General features: G+C 71.4%; 17 protein-coding genes, 1 tRNA gene and 1 pseudogene. 12 read left to right on the forward strand and 7 right to left on the reverse strand.

The annotated features are described in order from the left end of the window. Nucleotides 1–82 precede the first annotated feature (82 nt). Complete coding sequence (locus ACFYR0_RS09815; protein WP_389324051.1) at nucleotides 83–1,549, forward strand: aminopeptidase P family protein; 1,467 nt, start codon at nucleotides 83–85, stop codon at nucleotides 1,547–1,549. A 205-nt stretch (nucleotides 1,550–1,754) separates the two neighbouring features. Here the strand turns inward: ACFYR0_RS09815 and ACFYR0_RS09820 are convergent. Together ACFYR0_RS09820 and ACFYR0_RS09825 are read right to left on the reverse strand one after the other, a co-directional pair. Beyond that, nucleotides 1,755–2,162, reverse strand: a pseudogene (locus ACFYR0_RS09820) (triphosphoribosyl-dephospho-CoA synthase); the annotation flags it as partial. Nucleotides 2,163–2,208: 46 nt separating this feature from the next. Then, entirely contained in the window at nucleotides 2,209–2,658 is a 450-nt protein-coding gene (locus ACFYR0_RS09825; protein ID WP_389324054.1) for an ATP-binding protein, read from the reverse strand. Nucleotides 2,659–2,861: 203 nt separating this feature from the next. Between ACFYR0_RS09825 and ACFYR0_RS09830 the strand changes: the two genes are divergently transcribed. The 9 genes from ACFYR0_RS09830 to ACFYR0_RS09870 all read left to right on the forward strand — a co-directional run bounded on the left by ACFYR0_RS09830 (nucleotide 2,862) and on the right by ACFYR0_RS09870 (nucleotide 13,245). After that, nucleotides 2,862–3,707: a hypothetical protein gene (locus ACFYR0_RS09830; RefSeq protein ID WP_389324057.1), complete on the forward strand. Its 846-nt coding sequence runs from the start codon at nucleotides 2,862–2,864 to the stop codon at nucleotides 3,705–3,707. A gap of 350 nt (nucleotides 3,708–4,057) precedes the next feature. Next, nucleotides 4,058–4,807, forward strand: a complete 750-nt coding sequence (locus ACFYR0_RS09835) for a YcnI family protein (protein WP_389324060.1) — start codon at nucleotides 4,058–4,060, stop codon at nucleotides 4,805–4,807. A gap of 125 nt (nucleotides 4,808–4,932) precedes the next feature. Further along, nucleotides 4,933–5,592, forward strand: a complete 660-nt coding sequence (locus tag ACFYR0_RS09840) for an SCO family protein (protein ID WP_389324063.1) — start codon at nucleotides 4,933–4,935, stop codon at nucleotides 5,590–5,592. Then, a complete protein-coding gene (locus ACFYR0_RS09845) occupies nucleotides 5,589–6,038 on the forward strand; it encodes a copper chaperone PCu(A)C (protein WP_389324066.1) in 450 nt (149 codons plus the stop codon). The genes ACFYR0_RS09840 and ACFYR0_RS09845 overlap by 4 nt, the downstream gene beginning before the upstream one ends. A 13-nt stretch (nucleotides 6,039–6,051) precedes the next feature. Beyond that, entirely contained in the window at nucleotides 6,052–8,058 is a 2,007-nt protein-coding gene (locus ACFYR0_RS09850) for a copper resistance CopC/CopD family protein (RefSeq protein WP_389324069.1), read from the forward strand. A 6-nt stretch (nucleotides 8,059–8,064) separates the two neighbouring features. Next, a complete protein-coding gene (efeB, locus tag ACFYR0_RS09855) occupies nucleotides 8,065–9,354 on the forward strand; it encodes an iron uptake transporter deferrochelatase/peroxidase subunit (RefSeq protein WP_389324072.1) in 1,290 nt (429 codons plus the stop codon). Nucleotides 9,355–9,467: 113 nt separating this feature from the next. After that, nucleotides 9,468–10,400 carry a prephenate dehydratase gene (gene pheA, locus ACFYR0_RS09860; RefSeq protein WP_389324075.1) on the forward strand — a complete coding sequence of 311 codons (933 nt, stop codon included), beginning with the start codon at nucleotides 9,468–9,470 and terminating at the stop codon, nucleotides 10,398–10,400. A gap of 767 nt (nucleotides 10,401–11,167) precedes the next feature. Further along, nucleotides 11,168–12,445: a serine--tRNA ligase gene (gene serS, locus ACFYR0_RS09865; protein ID WP_389324078.1), complete on the forward strand. Its 1,278-nt coding sequence runs from the start codon at nucleotides 11,168–11,170 to the stop codon at nucleotides 12,443–12,445. Then, nucleotides 12,442–13,245 carry an HAD family hydrolase gene (locus ACFYR0_RS09870; RefSeq protein WP_389324081.1) on the forward strand — a complete coding sequence of 268 codons (804 nt, stop codon included), beginning with the start codon at nucleotides 12,442–12,444 and terminating at the stop codon, nucleotides 13,243–13,245. The genes serS and ACFYR0_RS09870 overlap by 4 nt, the downstream gene beginning before the upstream one ends. Before the next feature lie 180 nt (nucleotides 13,246–13,425). Here the strand turns inward: ACFYR0_RS09870 and ACFYR0_RS09875 are convergent. The 5 genes from ACFYR0_RS09875 to ACFYR0_RS09895 form a co-directional block, all read right to left on the reverse strand. After that, nucleotides 13,426–13,510, reverse strand: a tRNA-Ser gene (locus ACFYR0_RS09875). Between the two features lie 265 nt (nucleotides 13,511–13,775). Next, nucleotides 13,776–14,495 (reverse strand): ABC transporter permease subunit, encoded by a 720-nt coding sequence (locus ACFYR0_RS09880; protein WP_389324084.1) that lies wholly within the window; start codon nucleotides 14,493–14,495, stop codon nucleotides 13,776–13,778. A gap of 10 nt (nucleotides 14,496–14,505) precedes the next feature. Continuing rightward, entirely contained in the window at nucleotides 14,506–15,417 is a 912-nt protein-coding gene (locus ACFYR0_RS09885; RefSeq protein WP_389324087.1) for an ABC transporter ATP-binding protein, read from the reverse strand. Further along, entirely contained in the window at nucleotides 15,414–16,322 is a 909-nt protein-coding gene (locus ACFYR0_RS09890) for an ABC transporter permease (protein WP_389324090.1), read from the reverse strand. The genes ACFYR0_RS09885 and ACFYR0_RS09890 overlap by 4 nt, the downstream gene beginning before the upstream one ends. Beyond that, complete coding sequence (locus tag ACFYR0_RS09895; protein ID WP_389324619.1) at nucleotides 16,312–17,358, reverse strand: ABC transporter ATP-binding protein; 1,047 nt, start codon at nucleotides 17,356–17,358, stop codon at nucleotides 16,312–16,314. The genes ACFYR0_RS09890 and ACFYR0_RS09895 overlap by 11 nt, the downstream gene beginning before the upstream one ends. A 414-nt stretch (nucleotides 17,359–17,772) precedes the next feature. Between ACFYR0_RS09895 and ACFYR0_RS09900 the strand changes: the two genes are divergently transcribed. After that, complete coding sequence (locus tag ACFYR0_RS09900; protein WP_389324093.1) at nucleotides 17,773–18,615, forward strand: M24 family metallopeptidase; 843 nt, start codon at nucleotides 17,773–17,775, stop codon at nucleotides 18,613–18,615. 2 nt (nucleotides 18,616–18,617) lie between these two features. Then, a complete protein-coding gene (locus tag ACFYR0_RS09905) occupies nucleotides 18,618–20,369 on the forward strand; it encodes an SDR family oxidoreductase (RefSeq protein WP_389324096.1) in 1,752 nt (583 codons plus the stop codon). Nucleotides 20,370–20,551: the final 182 nt, after the last annotated feature.

Here is a 20,551-nt window from a genome sequence, read left to right on the forward strand (position 1 = left end):
GCGCGTAACAGGCGCTTCGGCCCTGGGCCCCCTTCTCCGTACGACCGTACGATGGACGGGGTCCAGTGCCGTATCAAGGAGGATGACCGTGGCCGAAGAGCTTCCGGAGACCCTGGAAAACTCTGAGGAAGAGCCGATCAAGCAGCGGAAGAACGGCCTGTACCCGGGCGTCTCCGACGAGCTGGCCGAGAACATGAAGAGCGGCTGGGCGGACACCGAGCTGCGGGACCTGGCGCCGATCGCGCAGGCGGCCGAGACCGCCGCACGCCGCGCCGCGCTGTCCGCGCGCTTCCCCGGCGAGCGCCTGGTGATCCCCGCGGGCAACCTGAAGACCCGCTCGAACGACACCGAGTACGCCTTCCGCGCGTCCGTCGAGTACGCGTACCTCACCGGCAACCAGACCGAGGACGGCGTCCTGGTCCTGGAGCCGGCCGCGGACGGCCACCGGGCGACGATCTACCTGCTGCCCCGCTCCGACCGGGAGAACGGCGAGTTCTGGCTGTCCGGCCAGGGCGAGCTGTGGGTCGGCCGCCGGCACTCGCTGACCGAGGCGGAGAAGCTGTACGGCATCCCCGCGTCGGACGTGCGCGAGCTCGCCGGCAGCCTGCGCGAGGCGACCGGCCCGGTGCGGGTCGTGCGCGGCCACGACGCCGGCATCGAGGCGGCGCTGACCGACAAGGTCACCGCCGAGCGCGACGAGGAGCTGCGGACCTTCCTGTCGGAGGCGCGGCTGGTCAAGGACGAGTTCGAGATCGGCGAGCTGCAGAAGGCCGTCGACTCGACCGTGCGCGGCTTCGAGGACGTGGTGAAGGTCCTCGACAAGGCCGAGGCCACCTCCGAGCGGTACATCGAGGGCACGTTCTTCCTGCGCGCCCGGGTCGAGGGCAACGACGTCGGCTACGGCTCCATCTGCGCCGCCGGCCCGCACGCCTGCACCCTGCACTGGGTGCGCAACGACGGCCCCGTGCGCTCCGGCGACCTGCTGCTGCTCGACGCGGGTGTCGAGACGCACACGTACTACACGGCCGACGTCACCCGCACGCTGCCGGTCAACGGGCGCTACACGGAGATCCAGAAGAAAATCTACGACGCCGTCTACGAGGCCCAGGAGGCGGGCATCGCGGCGGTGAAGCCGGGCGGCAAGTACCGCGACTTCCACGACGCGGCCCAGCGGGTGCTGACCGAGAAGCTCGTGGAGTGGGGCCTCGTCGAGGGGCCGGTCGAGCGGGTGCTGGAGCTCGGGCTGCAGCGGCGCTGGACGCTGCACGGCACCGGTCACATGCTGGGTATGGACGTGCACGACTGCGCGGCCGCGCGGGTCGAGACGTATGTCGACGGCACGCTGGAGCCGGGCATGTGCCTGACGGTGGAGCCGGGTCTGTACTTCCAGGCCGACGACCTCACCGTGCCCGAGGAGTACCGGGGCATCGGTGTGCGGATCGAGGACGACATCCTGGTGACCGAGGACGGGAACCGGAACCTGTCCGACGGTCTGCCGCGGCGCTCCGACGAGGTCGAGGCCTGGATGGCGGCGCTGAAGCAGGGCTGAGCCGAGGTGCCCGCCGGAGCGTTGGCCGGCCAGGGCCCTTCTCCGTGGGAGAAGGAGCGGCGTCCGGTGCGTGCGATCGGCGTGCGGTGCGGAGGGTCGCGTGGCGGAGCCAGCTGTCCCTCCGCACCGTGCGGCTGGGGGCACCTCCGACGCCCTTGAGGCAGTGGGGAGGGCGTGCCGGGCGTCGCGACGCCGCGGGGATCCATCAGAAGGGCCCTGGCTGGGGCCTGTCGTGGAGCACGTCCAGGAACAGGGCGCCCGCCGGCAGGCCCGCTGCCCCTCGGGCTCCGGGCCCGGGTACGCAGGTCCGTGTCCGGAGCGGCCAGGGCCGCCCCGCCCTCCGGTGCCGCCGAGCCGCCCGCGTCGAGTACGGCGCGGGCGGCCGCCTGTATGCGGCGCAGGCCGGCCGGGCCCGCCGTGTGCAGCAGTTCGGTGTCCTGGAGGGTGGACATCACCGTCAGAAGGGCGTCCAGCCGTGCCCCGGTTCGGCGGCACCGGCCTCCCGCGCGCCGGTGAGCGCGGTCAACGCCCTTCTCACATGCGGGAATCCGGGCGGGGGCGGCGGGCCGTGCCCGACCGGGCGGGGCGCCTTGCTCCGGGAAGGCGGGCGGGGCGTGAGGCCGGGCGTCAGAAAGGCGCGCGGGGCATGAGGCCGGGCGTCAGGACGCCGTGACCAGTGGGGTGTTCTCGCGCCACTTGAGCATCTTGTCGAAGCTCACCACCGCACCGCTGCGGTCCGGCTTGTTGTCGATGTGGACGTGGTCGGCGAGTTCCTCGATGAGACACAGGCCCCGGCCGTGCTCGGCGTCGTGGCGGGCGGGGCGGGCGGCGGGGGAGCCTGTGAAGCCCGGGCCCGAGTCGGTCACCTCGATACGGCACTTCTCCCCGTCGAGGTAGGCGGTCACTCTGTAGGCCTCCGGGGAAACTCCCCCCGAACGGGTTCCTCCGTGCTCGACCGCGTTGGCGCACGCCTCGGTGAGGGCGACCGACAAGTCGTAGGAGATGTCCGGGTCCACGCCCGCGGTCTCCATGGTGCCGAGCAGCAGGCGCCGCGCGAGCGGAACGCTCGCAGCCTCGCACCGCAGATGGAGTGACCACCAGATGCTCATGCTCCAGCCTCCTGGCCGCGGCTCGACATACCGATACCTATTGCCACGAGTGCCCCGACGTAAGCGTTCAATCAACGTGATGCCGCCCATATGGGGGATGTGCCCCGCGTGCCATTCGGTGTATGTGAGGCCGGATACGACCTATGGCATCTTGCGGACCTGCCGTACGCCGGGCGCGGGCCCGGTGCGATGATGAGCCCGCCATGTCTGCCCCCCACCCACGCACGACGCCCTCCGGAGCCAGGCTCCGGATTCTGCGGGCCGCGGTGTTCGCCGCGGTCTGTGTCGTGCTGTCCGGGGCCGGGCACGCCCTGGCGTCCTGTGCCACGGTGCCGTTGTGGGCGCTCGGCGCGGGTTTCCTGGCCGTGCTCGCGGTGGCGGTACCGCTCGCCGGGCACACACGCTCGCTGCCCGGGATCGTCGCCCTGATGGCGGCCGGACAGACCGTACTGCACACGCTGTTCGGGCTGGGGCAGCACGGCACGGAGTCCGTGACCCAGGCCACGAGCGACGCGGCCGTGGTCGAGCGGGCCGCGCGCCTGCTGTGCGGAACGACCGCGGCGGCGCTCAGCCCGGCCCAGGCGCACCGCATCCTCACCGACGCCCGGCTGCTGCCGTCCGGCGGCGCGGGACCCGGCGGCACGGCAGGAGCGCACCCCGCGCACGGCCCGGCGGAGGCGCTGTCCAGCGCGGCCGCTTCATCCGCGTCCGCTTCCTCCGCCTCCCTGCTGCCTTCGCTGCCGATGCTCCTCGGGCACACCCTCGCGGCGCTGGCCGTCGGCTGGCTGCTGCGCCACGGCGACCTGGCCCTGCTGCGGCTCGCCCGCCTGTCCGCGCACGGGGTCGCCGAGGGGGCTCTCGTCCGGTCCCTGCGCGGGGCGTTCGCGCTGGTGCGCGCCCTGTGTGCGGGCCTTCCGTACGCCTCGGTCACCCTGCCGCGTCCGCCGCGCACGGCGCTGCTCGCGCCCGACGAACCGGGGACGTCCGCACTCCAGCACTCGGTGGTCCGGCGCGGCCCGCCTGCCGCCGCGCTCGCTCTCGCCGCCTGACGCGACCGCACCTTCCGGGGGCATGCCCGCCTCTGCCCGGCCTTGCCGGGCTGGTCCGGCTCCCCGGCGATCCCGGTGACTCTCGGGGTCCCCGTGGCCCCCGTGGCCCCCGTGGTCATCCGGGTCCCGGTGATCCCTCGTGATCCCGTTCCCGGTGACCCGGTGACGGCCGTCGTCGAGCGGCACGCGTCCGCGTGCGCCTCGCTCCCCCGCCCGCCGTGACGTTCTCCCCGGAGAACGCTCGCGGTGTGTGGCACGGCTCTCCCGTGACCCGGGGTCACCTGCGCGCGCCCGTGTCCCTCTTCCTCACCGGACCACCGGTTCTCACCCGAAGTGGAGTGCTTCCTCTCATGCAGGTTTCCCGAATCGCCGCCGCCGCTGCCGTCGCCGGCACCACCGTCCTCGTCCTGGCATCGCCCGCGCTGGCGCATGTGAGCGTCCAGCCCGAGGGCAAGGCCGCCAAGGGCGGCTACGCGGTCGTCGACTTCAAGGTGCCCAACGAGCGTGACGACGCCTCGACCGTCAAGCTCGAGGTCAACTTCCCGGCCGAGCACCCCCTCGCCTCGGTGATGCCGGAGCCGGTCCCGGGCTGGGACGCGAAGGTCACCAAGTCCAAGCTGGACAAGCCGCTGAACCTGCACGGCCGCCAGATCACCGAGGTCGTCAGCAAGGTCACCTGGACCGCCGCCAAGGGTGGTGGCATCAAGCCCGGCTTCTTCCAGAAGTTCCCGGTGAACGTCGGCGCCCTGCCCGAGGACACGGACGAACTGGTCTTCAAGGCGATCCAGACGTACTCGGGCGGCGAGGTCGTGCGCTGGATCGAGGTGCAGCAGGGTGACGAGGAGCCGGAGAACCCGGCGCCGGTCCTCGCCCTGTCCGCCGCCGAGGAGGACGGCCACCACGGCGCGGGCGCCGACGACAAGGCCTCCGCCGAGCCCTCGGCCGGCGCGGACCAGGCCGCCGCGCACACCTCCGCCGCCGGGGAGGCCTCGCAGGACAGCACCGACACCACCGCCCGGGTCCTCGGCGTCGTGGGCATCGTCGTCGGCGTGGCCGGCGTCGCCTACGGTGTCCTGGCCGGACGCCGCCGCTCCGCCTGACCCGTTCTCCGGCTGGCGGGCGGGCGGTGTGCCCGCCCGCCCGCCGGACACCGAACCTCGGTGCGCGCCGGGACGGCCAACGCCCCGGCGCGCACCGGAGCACCTCACCTCCGGGACATCACTCCATGCACTCCAAGCGCAAGAAGCAGCTCGCAGCGGCCGCGTTCCTCGCCGCCGCCTCCCTGACCCTGTCCGCGTGCGGCGGGGGCGACGACAGCGCCTCGCCCGTCTCCGTGGTCTCCGAGGAGACCGGCTCGGACAAGGCAGCCACCGTTCTCGACAAGCCGTTCGAGAAGCCGGACATGATCCTGACCGACACCACGGGCAAGGGGTACGACTTCCGCAAGGAGACCCAGGGGCGGCCGACGCTGGTCTACTTCGGCTACACCAACTGCCCCGACGTCTGCCCGCTGACGATGAGCAACATCGCCGTCGCCAAGAAGTCGCTGTCCAGGGCCCAGCAGGACGCGCTGCGGATCGTCTTCGTCACCACCGACCCCGAGCGCGACACCCCCGAGGCGCTCGGCAAGTGGCTCAAGGGCATCGACCCCCAGGTCGTCGGCCTGAGCGGCGACTTCGCCACCATCCAGGCCGGCGCCCGCACCCTCGGCATCTCCATCGACGCGCCGAAGAAGGAGAAGGGCAAGGTCGTCTCCATGCACGGCACCCAGGTCATCGCCTTCTCGCCGAAGACCGACGCCGGTTACGTGCTCTACGGCGAGGACGCCACCGTCGACGACTACACCGCGGACCTCCCCAAGCTGATCGAGGGAGCCAGGCCGTGAGGCGTGCCGTTCCGGTGACCGCGTTCGCCCTGGCCGGCGCTCTGGCCCTGGCCGGCTGCGGCGACGAGGGCTCCTCCGGCGCCGAACTGTCCGTCAGCGGTGCCTACATGCCCCAGCCGGTCTCCGACATGGCGGCCGGGTTCCTGACCATCGCCAACGACGGCGACCGCGGCGCGCGGCTGACATCCGTGACCAGTGACCTCGGCGAGGTCACCGTCCACGAGACCAGCGGACAGGCCATGCGGGAGGTCTCCTCCCTCGACGTGCCCGCGCACGGCTCGCTCGTCCTCGAGAGCGGCGGCAGCCATCTGATGTTCGGGGGCCTCGTCAAGCGGCCCGAGGAGGGCCAGACCGTCTCCGTCACGCTGCACTTCAGCGGCCTCGACCCGGTCGAGGTCGACCTGCCGGTGAAGCCGGCGACGTACCGCCCCACGTCCGGGAACTGAGGGAGGGATCACCGTGGCGCACACCGTCACCCCGCGCGTCCGCACGCTGGTGCTGCTGCTCCTGGCCGTGGCCGGCGCGCTGCTCGCCGGTGCCGCACCGGCCTCCGCGCACGCCGCGCTCACCGGCAGCGACCCCGGGCAGGGGACGGTGGTCGAGCAGGCGCCCCGGCAGGTCTCGCTGACCTTCTCCGAGGCCGTCTCCCTGACCGGCGACTCGCTGCGCGTGTTCGACCCCAAGGGCGAGCGCGCGGACGACGGCAAGGCTTCGGGCAGCGGCGGCACGACGTACGCCGTGGGACTGCACTCGGGGCTGCCCGACGGCACCTACACCGTGACCTACCAGGTCGTCTCCGCCGACAGCCATCCCGTCTCCGGGGCCTTCACCTTCTCGGTCGGCGCGCCCTCCGCGACCACCGTGTCCGTCGAGCAGGCATCGGGCGACGGCCCGGTCGGCCGGCTCTACGGGCTCGGCCGCTATGTGTCGTACGCCGGGTTCATCGTGCTGGTCGGCGGCTGCGCCTTCGTGCTGGCCTGCTGGCAGCGCGGTTCCGGGGTGCGCGCGGTGCAGCGGCTGGTCGTCTCCGGCTGGGTCGCGCTGACCGCCGCGACGCTCGGGCTGCTGCTCCTGCGCGGCTCGTACACCACCTCCTCGAAGGTCGCCGACGTCTTCGACCTGGAGCTGCTCGGCCAGGTCCTCCAGACCAAGACCGGTGCCGCGCTGGTGTCGCGGCTGCTGCTGCTCGCGGCCGGGGCCCTCTTCATCGCCGTCCTGTTCGGGGCGTACGACAAGAGGGAGGGGCAGGAGAAGCGGGACCTGGCGTTGGGGCTGGCAATCGGCGGCGGTGCCGTGGCGTCCGGTCTCGCGGCGAGCTGGGCGATGGCCGAGCACGCCTCCAGCGGGCTCCAGCCCGGCATCGCCATGCCGGTCGACATCGTCCATCTGCTGGCCGTGGCCCTCTGGCTGGGCGGGCTGAGCACGGTGCTGGTCGCGCTGTACCGGGCGCCCGCCGACACCCCGCTGGACGCGACCGCCGTGCGCCGTTTCTCGCGGCTCGCCCTCGGCTGTGTGATCGCCCTGGTCGCGACCGGCACCTACCAGGCGTGGCGGCAGGTCGGCACCTGGTCGGCGCTGACCGGGACGCGGTACGGCCGGTTGCTGCTGGTGAAGCTCGGGGTCGTGGCGCTGCTCGTCGGCATCGCGTGGCTCTCACGGCGGTGGACGTCCCGGCTGGCGGCGCCGCCGGTGGAGACGGCCATCGTGAAGAGGACCACCGTACGGACGGGGGCGGGGGCGGCGGCCGACACCGACACCGACGCTGGCACCGAGCAGGGCTCCGAGGGCTCTGGCACGTCGCATTCCGACGGCTCGGACTCCGACGGCTCGGACTCCGATGGTTCGGACTCCCACGGATCGGGCGCCGGCGGGTCTGACCCCGGTACGACCCCCGCGCGGGCCGCGCAGCTCGCCCGCCAGCGGGCCGCCGAGGAGAGCGCGCGGCGCAAGCAGGCACGGGACGCCGACCCGCAGCGGTCCGGACTGCGCCGCTCGGTGCTGGCCGAGGCGTCCGTCGCCGTCGTGGTGCTCGCCGTGACCACGATGCTGACGTCCACCGAGCCGGGCCGCACCGAGGAGGAGGCCAAGGCCGCCACCGCCGCGGCCGTGACCGCCCCGACGTCCGGCGCGGTCACCCTGGACATGCCGTTCGACACCGGCGGCGAGGACGGCAAGGGCCTCGTACGCGTCGAGCTCGACCCCGCCCGGGTCGGCGGCAACGAGATGCACGTCTATGTGGAACGGCCCAACGGCCGCGCCTTCGACGTCCCCGAGGTGAAGCTGTCGTTCACCCTGAAGTCCCGGGACGTGGGCCCGCTGCCCGTCGTGCCGGACCACATCACCACCGGACACTGGTCGGCCAGTGGGGTGCAGATCCCCATGGCCGGTGACTGGACGGTCGCCGTGACCGTACGGACCTCCGACATCGACCAGACGACCGTCGACAAGAACGCGAAGATCGGCTGAACCACCATGGCTGACCAGTCCCTTCCCGAGGCCCGGACCTCCGTGGAGAACCCCGTCGCCCCGGCGTCACCGGCCGGCGGGGGCGTCACGCGGCGCACCCTGCTCGCCACCGCGGGTGCCACCGGGCTCGCGCTCGGCGCGGCGGGTGGTGCCGTCGGGTACGCGGCGGCGCCGGCGGGGGCGACGCCGCTCACCTCGGTCGGCGCCGGGGAGGCGATGTTTCACGGGAAACATCAGCCGGGCATCACCGACGCCCTCCAGTCCCGCGGTCATCTCGTCGCCTTCGACCTGGCCCCCGGGGCCGGACGCAGGGAGGCCGCCGCGCTGCTGCGCCGCTGGTCGGACACGGCCCGGCGGCTGATGGCGGGCGAGCCCGCGGCCCAGGAGGACACCGGCATCGCGCTGGACGCGGGCCCCTCGTCGCTGACGGTCACCTTCGGCTTCGGACACAGCTTCTTCGGACGTACTGGGCTCCAGAAGCAGCGCCCGGTGTCACTGGACCCGCTGCCGGACTTCTCCTCCGACCGGCTGGACAAGGCGCGCAGCAACGGCGATCTGTGGGTGCAGATCGGCGCGAACGACGCCCTGGTCGCCTTCCACGCCCTGCGCGCGATCCAGAAGGACGCGGGGGAAGCGGCCCGGGTGCGCTGGCAGATGAACGGCTTCAACCGGTCGCCGGGGGCCACCGCGCACCCGATGACCGCCCGGAATCTGATGGGCCAGGTCGACGGCACACGCAATCCCAAACAGGCCGAGCCCGACTTCGACCAGCGGATCTTCGTGCCCGACTCGGGCGCCAAGGACCCCGCGTGGATGGCGAACGGCTCCTACGCGGTCGTACGCCGTATCCGCATGCTCCTGGACGACTGGGACGGGCTGTCCGTCAAGGCGCAGGAGGATGTCATCGGGCGGCGCAAGGCCGACGGGGCGCCGCTGTCCGGGGGCTCGGAGACGGCCGAGATGGACCTGGAGAAGACCGACGCCGAGGGGAACCTGGTCGTCCCGATCGACGCGCACGCGCGGATCAGCCGGCCCGACCAGAACGGCGGCGCGGCCATGCTGCGGCGCCCGTTCTCCTTCCACGACGGCATCGGCACGGACGGGGTCCCGGACGCGGGGCTGCTGTTCGTCTGCTGGCAGGCCGATCCGCTGCGCGGCTTCGTGCCGGTGCAGCGCAAGCTGGACCGGGGGGACGCGCTCTCGCGGTTCGTCCGGCACGAGGCGAGCGGGCTGTTCGCGGTGCCGGGCGGGGCGGCGGAGGGGGAGTACGTGGGTCAGGGGCTGCTGGAGGGGTGAGAGGGGCGGACGGGGGCGTGGCTCGGCAGCCTGCCGAGTTCCAAACCACCCTCAAGAGTGGTCGCCATGAGACGGGCACGCCTGAGATGCGGGCGGCCGTTAGGGTGAGGGACATGCCAGCGAGCTATGCGTATCTCGGCCCCGAGGGCACCTTCACCGAAGTCGCCCTGCGCACGCTCCCGGAGACGGCGACCCGGGAGCTGGTCCCCTATGTGTCCGTGCAGTCCGCGCTGGACGCGGTGCGCACCGGCGAGGCCGAGGCCGCGTTCGTGCCGATCGAGAACTCCGTCGAGGGCGGGATCACCACCACCCTGGACGAGCTGGTCGCGGGCGCGCCCCTGATGATCTACCGCGAGGTGCTGCTGTCGATCACCTTCGCACTGCTGGTGCGGCCCGGCACGAAACTGTCGGAGATCAAGACGGTCTCGGCCCACCCGGCGGCCCAGCCCCAGGTGCGCAACTGGCTGAAGAAGAACCTTCCGGACGCCCAGTGGGAGTCGGCCGCGTCCAACGCGGACGCCGCCCGGCTGGTCCAGGAGGGCCGGTACGACGCCGCCTTCGCCGGTGAGTTCGCGGCGGCCCGCTACGGCCTCGAGGCCCTGGAGACCGAGATCCACGACGCGGAGAACGCTCAGACGCGCTTCGTGCTGGTGGGACGGCCGGCCAGGCCCGCCGCGCCGACCGGGGCCGACAAGACCTCCGTGGTGCTGTGGCAGCGCGACGACCACCCGGGTGGACTGCGCGACCTGCTCGGCGAGTTCGCCACCCGCGGCATCAACCTGATGCTGCTGCAGTCCCGGCCGACCGGGGCCGGCATCGGCAACTACTGCTTCTGCGTCGACGCCGAGGGCCATATCTCCGACCGGCGGGTGGCCGAGGCCCTGACGGGGCTGAAGCGGATCTGCCTGGAGGTGCGGTACCTGGGCTCGTACCCGCGGGCCGACGTGGAGATCGCGGACGTGAGTCCGCCGCGGCTGGGGACCTCGGACACGGAGTTCGTCGAGGCGGCGGACTGGGTGGCTCGCTGCCAGGACGGCCGCTTCTAGGCGCACGTTCTCAGCGCACACCGGGGGCGCTCGGCGAGGTGGTCGGCAAGGGCGCATGCTGGGGGCGCTCGGCGGGGCTGCTGAGCGGGGCCCTCGGGGGGAACGGTCCGCCGGACTGTCCCGCCGCGGGGTGCCCGAGCCGACTCACGTGCCGAGCTGTGCCACCCCAGGGCTCTGGACGGTTTTCGGCCGATCACACCTGTCGTACCTGCACATTTTCGTTATCCACAGGAGTTATCCACAGGTCCGCTTCTCGACCTGTGCACAAGTCGACAACGAAGCGCCACGCAGTCGACAAATCACTCTGGAGCGACCAACTGCGTCCACCAGGGCGTAAGTCGCCCTTCGTCCACGCGTTTCCTTCGATCAATCCTTTGGGGCGACACATTTCCACTCGAAGGTGGGCCCAATGACGGTTCCTCCAGGGAATCGCAGGGAGCGGCAAAGCGTTCCGGAGTGATCAATTCCGGCATCCACAGATCTTCCACACAGCCTGTGGATAACTTTTCACGGCTGTGGATCTCTGTGGACAACGCGAGCCGGAGAGGGCTCCAAGTTCCGTTGTCCACAAGGGATTCCGGTCAACAGGACGCACCTCACATGCCTCGTCCCGGGGAGTGAGACACTTTTCCATTGACACCCCCTGACGTCTAACCCGTTGGGCGAGATCGTGTGACACGGGGGGCAATTCCCCCATAACGGTATGTACACGGCAGCGCGGAATAGTGAGTCGTGGGCCCTCACCGCGCACCGGTAGCCTTGAGCGCGTGATTGACCTTCGCCTGCTCCGTGAGGACCCCGACCGTGTGCGCGCGTCCCAGCGCGCCCGTGGAGAGGACGTCGCGCTCGTCGACTCCCTCCTGTCTGCCGACGAGCGGCGCAGGTCGTCCGGCGTCCGCTTCGACGAGCTGCGCGCCGAGCAGAGGGCGCTCGGCAAGCTGATCCCCAAGGCCACGCCCGAGGAGCGCGCGGAACTCCTCCAGAAGGCGGAGCGGCTCAAGACCGACGTCAAGGCCGCCGAGGCCGCGCAGAACGAGGCCGACGAGGAGACCAAGCGGCTCGCCCGCTCCCTCGGCAACCTCGTGCACCCGGACGTCCCGGTCGGCGGCGAGGAGGACTTCGTCGTCCTGGAGACGCACGGCACCATCCGTGACTTCGCCGCCGAGGGCTTCGAGCCCAAGGACCACCTGGAGCTCGGCGAGGCCCTCGGCGCCATCGACGTCGAGCGCGGCGCGAAGGTCTCCGGCTCGCGCTTCTACTATCTGACGGGTGTCGGCGCCCTGCTGGAGCTGGCCCTGGTCAACGCGGCGATCGCGCAGGCCACCGAGGCCGGGTTCATCCCGATGCTGACCCCCGCGCTGGTCCGCCCGCGCGCCATGGAGGGCACCGGCTTCCTCGGCCAGGCCGCGGAGAACGTGTACCACCTGGAGAAGGACGACTACTACCTGGTCGGCACCTCCGAGGTCCCGCTCGCGGCGTACCACATGGACGAGATCCTCGACGCCGACCGGCTGCCGCTGCGGTACGCGGGCTTCTCCCCGTGCTTCCGCCGCGAGGCCGGCACCTACGGCAAGGACACCCGCGGCATCTTCCGCGTCCACCAGTTCGACAAGGTGGAGATGTTCTCGTACGTCGCTCCCGAGGACGCCGAGAACGAGCACCAGCGGCTGCTGGAGTGGGAGAAGCAGTGGCTGACCGGCCTGGGGCTGCCCTTCCAGGTCATCGACGTCGCCTCCGGCGATCTGGGCGCCTCCGCCTCCCGCAAGTACGACTGCGAGGCGTGGATCCCGACCCAGGGCAAGTACCGCGAGCTGACCTCGGCCTCCAACTGCGACAGCTTCCAGGCCCGCCGCCTGTCGGTGCGTATGCGTGACGGCAAGCAGGTCAAGCCGCTGGCCACGCTCAACGGCACGCTGTGCGCGGTTCCGCGCACCATCGTGGCCATCCTGGAGAACCATCAGCTGGCCGACGGCTCGGTGCGTGTGCCCGAGGTGCTGCGGCCCTACCTCGGCGGCCGCGAGGTGCTGGAGCCGGTGTCCAAGTGACCACCGGGTTCCCCTACCGGCTGATCGCCACCGACCTCGACGGAACGCTGCTGCGGTCCGACGAGTCGGTCTCCATGCGCACCCGTGAGGCGCTCGCCGCGGCCACCGCGGCGGGCGCCGCCCACATCGTGGTGACCGGGCGCGCGGTGCCCTGGACCCGGCACATCCTCGACGACCTCGGCTACCAGGGCCTCGCGGTCTGCGGCCAGGGCGCGCAGGTGTACCACGCCGGGGAGCACCGGCTGCTGACCTCGGTGACCCTGGACCGGCAGCTGGCCGGGGTCGCCCTCGCGAAGATCGAGGCCGAGGTCGGTCCGCTGTATCTGGCCGCGAGCCGGGACGGACTGGACGGCGAGGTGCTGGTGGGCCCGGGGTACGCGCTCACCGGCGCGCTGCCCGCGACGCCGTTCGGCGACGCGGCGGACCTGTGGTCGGCGCCGCTGAACAAGATCTACATACAGCATCCTTCGCTGTCGGACGACCAGTTGGTGGAGGCGGCCCGGCGCGCGGCGGGCGGGTTCGTGACGGTCGCCCTGGCGGGTGCGGGAATCGTGGAGCTGCTGCCGCTCGGCCTGTCCAAGGCGACGGGGCTGTCGCTGGCGGCCCGGCGGCTCGGCGTCAAGGCCGCGAACACGGTTGCCTTCGGCGATATGCCGAACGATGTGCCGATGCTGGGGTGGGCGGCGTGGGGTGTGGCCATGGCCAATGCGCATGACGAGCTGAAGGCTGTGGCCGACGAGGTGACCGCCTCCAACGAGGAGGACGGGATCGCGCTGGTCCTGGAGCGTCTGCTGGGCTGACACCGTCGTGACGGTGCGAGCCGTGGTCGCCTTTCGCGCAGTTCCCCGCGCCCCTGAGGGGCTCGCGCCGTCGTGACGGTGCGGGTCGTCGTCGCTTCTCGCGCAGTTCCCCGCGCCCCTGGGTACGTCTTCTCGCACCTTGGTGACAGGTCCTGCTCGGTCCCAGTGACAAACGTTTTGCGGAGGATGCACGGATCGAACGTGCGCGGGGTTGCCCCCGACCACGGCTTAGCAAGCCGGTGCCTTGCCACTCGGCCAATCCTCCGGGAGGGCGGCCTCACGCGAAGTGGGATTCGCGTGCTCGAAGCGGCCGCCCGGGCAGCTTGGGCACGGCGGGCTCGGACGGAGGGGTAACTACTCCGGAGCCTGCCGCGAGCTGCCCTGTGGGGAACTCGACGGACTGTCGTGCATGGACATCGTCGTGCTCCTCCCCAGTGCGTGACGCCGGTGGCGCGCAGCTCGCGCCCGGCGTGGACACATCCACTGTGCCGGGACGGCGAGTTGCGCGCCACCGAATTACGAGGGGCCGGTCACTCCTCGCCGGCGAGTGTGAGCGAGCGCAGCTTCTGGCCGGCGTACCAGGTGGCGAGCACCGTCACGGCGACCAGCAGCACCGTGGCCGTGGTCAGGCCGACGTCGGAGGTGACCAGGTCATCGCCCGCGACCTTCTGGGCCACGGCCAGGGACCACTGCTGCACGCTGAGGGTGCGGGCGCCGGGCACCAGGGAGCCGAACAGGGCCTCCCAGACGAGGGCGTAGACCAGGCCGAAAACCACCGCGTGCCGGGAGACCGTGCCGAGCAGCAGGAACACGGCGGCGTAGGCGATGGAGGAGACCAGCGCGGCGACCGTGTAGGCGACCGCGATCTGCTGGCCGTTGCCGTTGAGGATGAACCCGGCGACGAAGGTCGGCAGCGCCGAGAACACCATCGTCACGGCGATCGCCACGATCAGCTTGGTGAAGATGATCGTGGGCCGCTTCACCGGCTTGGACAGGAGATAGACGACCGAGCCGTCGTCGATCTCCGGGCCGATCGCGCCCGTGCCCGCGATGACGCCGATGATCGGCACCATCGTGGCCAGTGCCAGTCCGCCGAGCAGGTCGGAGGCCGTCTGGTCGTCCGCTCCCGCGAGGCCGCGCACCACCACCGAGATGGCGATGAGCAGCAGCGGGAGCGCGCCGAGGATGAGGGCCCGGCGCCGGCCGAGCAGGGCCCGGTAGGTGAGCCGGGCGACTGTGGGGTCGTACATCTTCGGCCTCCTACGCCGCGACCAGGTACGAGAAGACGGACTCGAGGGACTCGTCGGACGGTGAGACCGTCAGCAGCCGAATGCCGTTGTCCCGGGCGACCTGCGGGAGCAGGGTGGTGAAGCGGCCGAAGTCGACCGCCTGGACGCGCAGCGCGCCCTCGGCGACGTCGACCTCGATGCCGGCCGTGGAGGGGTCGGCGATCAGCGCGGCCGCGAGGGCGCGGTCGTCGCTGGAGCGCACCAGGTAGCGGTGCGGGCGGTCGGTCATCAGCCGGCGGATCTTGCGGAAGTCGCCGCTGGCCGCGTGCCGTCCCGCCACGACGACCTCGATGTGCCAGGCGAGCTGTTCGACCTCTTCGAGGATGTGGGAGGAGAACAGCACCGTGCGGCCCTCGTCGCCCATGCGGCGCAGCAGGTCCATCAGCTGCATGCGCTGGCGCGGGTCCATGCCGTTGAACGGCTCGTCGAGCAGCAGCAGCGAGGGGTCGTGGACCAGGGCCGAGGCCATCTTCACGCGCTGGCGCATGCCCTTGGAGTACGTGGAGATCTTGCGGTCCTGGGCGTACTCCATCTCGACCGTGGCGAGCGCCTTCTGGGCGGCCTTGTCGCCCAGGCCGTGCAACTCGGCGTTGGCGACGACGAATTCGCGTCCGGTGAGGAAGTCGTACATCGCCTCGCGCTCGGGGACGATGCCGATGTGCTTGTAGATCGACTCGTTGCGCCAGACGGGCTGTCCGTCGAGGGTGACGGAGCCGGTGGAGGGGGCGAGGAAGCCGCCCATCATGTTGATGAGGGTGGACTTCCCGGCGCCGTTCGGCCCGAGCAGGCCGGTGACACCGGGGCCGATGCTCATGGTGATGTCGTTGACGGCGACCACGTTGCCGAACCAGCGGGAGACGTGGTCGATCTGGAGCGTGGTCACAGGCCCACCTTCTTGTAGCGGCGGATCAGGAGGCCGTAGCAGGCGGCGATCAGGCCGAGGACGACCAGGACGTAGACCGCGCCCTCGCCGTGGGAGGGGCCGACTCCTCCGGGGAAGGAGGAGGGGGCGCCGAGGAACGCCGACTGGACTCCGTCGATGAGGGTGACCGGCGAGAAGAGACCGATCCAGGCGATCGCGCCGGAGCTGTCCTGGAGCTCGGCGATGCCCTGGAGGGCGGAGACCGCGCCGTAGGAGATGGTGAACACCGCGATGACGGCGGCGATGCCGAAGCCGCGGCGCGGGGTGACGGAGGCGATCACCAGGCTGAGCCCGGCGAACAGCAGGGAGAGCAGAGTCACGGACACGAGTCCCTGCGCGAATCCCTTGGTCTGGTCGGCGAAGTCGAGCTTGGCCAGCAGCGCGCCGATGTAGAGCACCAGCACCGGGGCCGCCGTGAGGATGAACAGCGCGGAGGCCAGGGCGGCGAACTTGGCGCGGACGTAGTCGGCGGTCTCGATCGGCCGGGAGAAGTAGAGCGGGACCGTCTTGAAGCGCAGGTCGCGGGAGACGGACTGGGGGGCCTGGGAGGCGACGTACAGGCTGATGACGGCCTGGAGGAAGATCGCGTACTCGGTGTAGCCGACCGGGAGCTTGCTGGCCTTCGTGGCGACCGCGACGGCCACCATGATGGCGGCGGGCACGCACATGACCACGAACAGCAGCATCGGCAGCACCTTGGACTTCACCGAACGGCCGAGGCCGTAGGCGCCGCGCAGGGACTGCGAGTACAGCGAGCGGGTGGCGTAGGCGCGGCCGAGGCGGGGGCCGTCGTAGTTGCGGTAGCCGATGTTGTGGATGCGGGTCTGGTCACCCGGGGGTGCCGCCAGGGGGTGTTCAGCTGCCATGGCCGACGGCCTCCTTCGGCTGCTTGTCGCCGTGCCCGTCCGCGGGTGCGGTGGTGTGTCCGTCGGCGTTCTCGTGGGCGTGTCCGCCGGCGTGCTCGTCGCGGTGCTCGTCGGCGGAGGAGAAGACCTCCGCGATGTGGTGCCTGCGCTGCTCCATGCGCACCAGGCCGAGACCGAGGTCGGCGACGGTGTCGCGGACCAGGTCGTAGGTCTCCTCGCCCTGCGCGGTCAGCAGCAGGACGTGGCCGGCGCCGGGCAGGCCGCTGCCGTCCTGGACGGTGACGCCTCGGGCGTGCAGCGCCTCGCGCATCGCCCTGGTGCCGTCGGGGTGCGCGTCGGAGTCGGTGACCTCGACGGCGAGCGTGGTGGTGGTCTGGGTGAAGTCGGTGGTGGAGCTGGAACGCAGGAGCTTGCCGCCGTCGACGACGACGACGTGGTCGCAGGTGCGCTCCAGTTCGCCCAGCAGGTGGGAGGTGACCAGGACCGAGATGCCGAAGTCGGTGTGGATACGGCGGATCAGGCCCAGCATGTCGTCGCGGCCGACCGGGTCCAGGCCGTTGGTCGGCTCGTCCAGGAAGACCAGCTGCGGGTCGTGGACGAGTGCCTGGGCCAGCTTCACGCGCTGCTTCATGCCGGTGGAGTAGCCGCCGATGGGACGGTAGCGCTCCTCGTACAGACCGACATGGCGCAGGGTGTCCGCGGTGCGTTCGCGCGCGGCGGCGGGCGGCAGACCGGACATGCGCGCCATGTGCACGACGAACTCGGTGGCCGAGACGTCGGGCGGTAGGCAGTCGTGCTCCGGCATGTAGCCCACGCGCTCGCGGATGGCGGCGCCCTCGGTGGCGACGTCGAGGCCGAGCACGGAGGCACGGCCCTCGCTCGCCGGGGACAGACCCAGCAGGATCTTGATCAGGGTGGACTTGCCGGCGCCGTTGGCTCCGACGAGTCCGGTCACACCGGCTCCGATGTCCACGGACAGCCGGTCGAGCGCGGTCACCCGGGGGAACCGCTTGCTCAGGCTTTCGGTCGCGATCACAGTCACGTCTACGAAGGTAGTGACGCGGACCACGCCGGTCGTCAGACTCCAGAGCCGTCTTGGTGTCAGCCTCCAGTCGTACGGGAGGCCGGGGGTCCCCCTGAGGTCGGGCCAGGGGGAACCCTGAGGCGGGCCTCGGCGGGGGCGGCCCGGGCCTTGGGCGACGGCTCGCGAAGAGGGGTGGAACAGGGTCGTCCGTACGGCCTGCGACCGAGGGTGAAGCCCGGCCGTCCGTGCGGTCCGCGACCGGGAGACGGTGCCGCCCCCGGCCATACGCACACTCGCTCCGCGACCGAGGGCGCCGTACGGCCTGCGACCGCCCTATTGACGCCGACTCTAACAAGGTGCGAGATTCGGCGGTGTCAAGTTACGGACACGTACCGCAGTCGATGGGCTCGGGTGGGACGGGGCGGCATGACGACGGCAGTGGCAGACGGGATATCCGCGGAGCTGCGCGGATTCAGGACGGTCCAGCGGCTCGCCTACGAGTGCGCCGAGGCGGTTGCGGCGCAGCTGAAGCCCGGCGTCACCGAGCGTGAGGCCGCGCGCATGCAGCGGGAGTGGCTGCGCGAGCGGGGCGTACGGGACTGGTTCCACCTGCCCTTCGCCTGGTTCGGCGACCGCACGGCGTTCGCGGGCTTCCGCATCCCGCTCCAGTTCTTCCCGACGAACCGGGCGCTGGAGCCGGGGATGCCGTTCATCCTCGACATGGCCCCGGTCCACGAGGGCTTCACCGCGGACATCGGGTACTCCGGCTCGCTCGGCCTCAACCCCGTGCAGAACCGGCTGATGGACGACCTCCGGGCACACCGGGAGCTGATCCTGCGCGAGGTGCGCGAACGCCGCTCGCTGCGGGAGATCTACGAGGACGTGGACCGGCTCATGGTCGGCCAGGGCTACGCCAACCGGCACCGCGCCTACCCCTTCGGCGTGATCGCGCACAAGGTCGACAAGGTCGCCCCGCGCCGGTTCTCCCCGACTCTGTTCGGCTTCGGCACGCAGTCCCTGAAGGGCCTGGCGTCCGACGCCCTGCACGGCCACCGGGACGGCTGGTCCCCGCTGTGGTCGCCGTACCGCTTCTCCGACCATCCGCCGCAGCCGGGGCTGTGGGCGGTCGAGCCCCATCTCGGGTTCCGGGGCACCGGCGCGAAGTTCGAGGAGATCCTCGTCGTCACCGACTCGCGGGACCCCGAGGAGAGCGCCTTCTGGCTGGACGACGATCTGCCGCACGTGCGGCGCTGGGCGGAGGAGAAGTGAGCATGCTCCAGGGTGCGCGGGAGCGCCGGGTACGGACCGGCGGCATCGAGCTGTGCGTCGCCGAGCTGGGTGACGCGCAGGCCCCGACGGTGGTGCTCGTGCACGGCTACCCGGACAGCAAGGAGGTCTGGTCCGAGGTCGCGCCGCGCCTGGCCGAGAACTTCCACGTGGTGCTCTACGACGTCCGCGGCCACGGGCGGTCCACCGCTCCGGAGCCGCTGCGCGGGGGCTTCACGCTGGAGAAGCTCACGGACGACTTCCTGGCGGTCGTGGACGCGGTGAGCCCCGGCCGGCCGGTGCACCTGGTCGGGCACGACTGGGGCTCGGTGCAGTCCTGGGAGTTCGTCACGGTCAAGCGCACCGAGGGCCGTATCGCCTCCTTCACCTCGATGTCCGGTCCGTCCTTGGACCATTTCGGGCACTGGATCAACAACCGTCTCAGGCGCCCCACCCCGCGCCGGGTCGGCCAACTCCTCGGCCAGGGCGCCAAGTCGTGGTACGTCTACCTGCTGCACACCCCCGCCCTGCCCGAGCTGGCCTGGCGCGGTCCGCTGGGCAGGAGCTGGCCCGGCATCCTGCGGCGGCTGGAGAAGGTGCCGGGCGGCAACTACCCCACCCAGTCGCTGCCTTCGGACGCGGCGCGCGGGGCCTGGCTGTACCGGGACAACGTGCGCGCACGGCTGCGCAGGCCCCGCCCGGACGCGTACGCCCACGCGCCCGTGCAGCTCATCACGCCGCTCGGCGACGTCTTCCTCTCCGAGCGCCTCTACGACGAACTGGAGCTGTGGGCACCGCGGCTGACCCGGCGCACCCTGCCGGCCAAGCACTGGGTGCCCCGCACCAGGCCCGAGCAACTGGCCTCCTGGATCAACGAGTTCGTGTCGGGCATCGAGGGTGGCCGTACCGAAGTCGCGCCGACCGGGCGTCACTTCGAGCGGTTCGGCGGGCAACTCGTGCTGGTGACCGGTGCGGGCAGCGGCATCGGCCGGGCCACGGCGTTCGCGTTCGCCGAGGCGGGGGCGCGGATCATCGCCGTCGACCGGGACACCGAAAGCGCGGTGCGCACGGCCGAGTTGGCGCGACTGGTGGGCGCGCCGGGGGCCTGGGCGGAAACGGTGGACGTGGCCGACGCGCAGGCCATGGAGAAGCTCGCCGAGAAGGTCCTGCTCGAACACGGCGTCGTGGACGTGCTGGTGAACAACGCCGGGATCGGACTGTCCGGTTCCTTCTTCGAGACCACGCCGGAGGACTGGAAGAAGGTCCTCGACGTCAACCTGTGGGGCGTGATCCACGGTTGCCGTCTCTTCGGGCGGCAGATGGCCGAGCGCGGGCAGGGCGGACACATCGTGAACACCGCGTCCGCCGCCGCGTTCCAGCCCTCGCGCGCGCTGCCCGCCTACAGCACCTCCAAGGCGGCCGTGCTGATGCTCAGCGAGTGTCTGCGCGCCGAACTCGTGGGCCGGGGAATCGGGGTGAGCGCGATCTGCCCCGGCCTGGTGAACACCAACATCACCTCCACGGCGCGGTTCGTCGGCGTGGACGAGGCGGAGGAGAGGCGGCGGCAGAAGAACTCCTCGCGTCTGTACGGACTGCGCAACTACCCGCCGGAGAAGGTCGCCGAAGCGATCCTGCGGGCCGTCGTACGCAACGAGGCGGTCGTCCCGGTGACCCCCGAGGCACGCGGGGTGCACGCCTTGTCCCGTTTCGCACCTGGTGTGTTGAGGCGGCTGGCACGGGTGGAGCCGCGCCTGTAGGGACGAACGTGCCTGGTGGGGCGGCTGTTTCATCAACAGGTGTGCATGGATGACGGGTTCGCCAAGTTACATGCCTGTTAAGCAACTTGGCGAAATGCCCTAAAAGGGATAGTGGTTGTCCACACATCGGCGAACTGGCCTGTGGATAAACGCTGTTGCTTGTGGATCAAACCTCGGCCGGA

The organism is Streptomyces sp. NPDC005017, from assembly GCF_042873115.1.
Classification (GTDB): Bacteria; Actinomycetota; Actinomycetes; order Streptomycetales; family Streptomycetaceae; genus Streptomyces.

What these genes read in the sequence shown, in the direction of transcription:
- pheA (WP_389324075.1), top strand. Translation starts at nt 9,468, where the DNA reads ATGCCAGCGAGCTATGCGTATCTCGGCCCCGAGGGCACCTTCACCGAA.
- ACFYR0_RS09880 (WP_389324084.1), bottom strand. Translation starts at nt 14,495, where the DNA reads ATGTACGACCCCACAGTCGCCCGGCTCACCTACCGGGCCCTGCTCGGC.
- ACFYR0_RS09835 (WP_389324060.1), top strand. Translation starts at nt 4,058, where the DNA reads ATGCAGGTTTCCCGAATCGCCGCCGCCGCTGCCGTCGCCGGCACCACC.
- ACFYR0_RS09900 (WP_389324093.1), top strand. Translation starts at nt 17,773, where the DNA reads ATGACGACGGCAGTGGCAGACGGGATATCCGCGGAGCTGCGCGGATTC.
- ACFYR0_RS09825 (WP_389324054.1), bottom strand. Translation starts at nt 2,658, where the DNA reads ATGAGCATCTGGTGGTCACTCCATCTGCGGTGCGAGGCTGCGAGCGTT.
- ACFYR0_RS09815 (WP_389324051.1), top strand. Translation starts at nt 83, where the DNA reads ATGACCGTGGCCGAAGAGCTTCCGGAGACCCTGGAAAACTCTGAGGAA.
- ACFYR0_RS09840 (WP_389324063.1), top strand. Translation starts at nt 4,933, where the DNA reads ATGCACTCCAAGCGCAAGAAGCAGCTCGCAGCGGCCGCGTTCCTCGCC.
- efeB (WP_389324072.1), top strand. Translation starts at nt 8,065, where the DNA reads ATGGCTGACCAGTCCCTTCCCGAGGCCCGGACCTCCGTGGAGAACCCC.
- ACFYR0_RS09830 (WP_389324057.1), top strand. Translation starts at nt 2,862, where the DNA reads ATGTCTGCCCCCCACCCACGCACGACGCCCTCCGGAGCCAGGCTCCGG.
- ACFYR0_RS09890 (WP_389324090.1), bottom strand. Translation starts at nt 16,322, where the DNA reads ATGGCAGCTGAACACCCCCTGGCGGCACCCCCGGGTGACCAGACCCGC.
- ACFYR0_RS09905 (WP_389324096.1), top strand. Translation starts at nt 18,618, where the DNA reads ATGCTCCAGGGTGCGCGGGAGCGCCGGGTACGGACCGGCGGCATCGAG.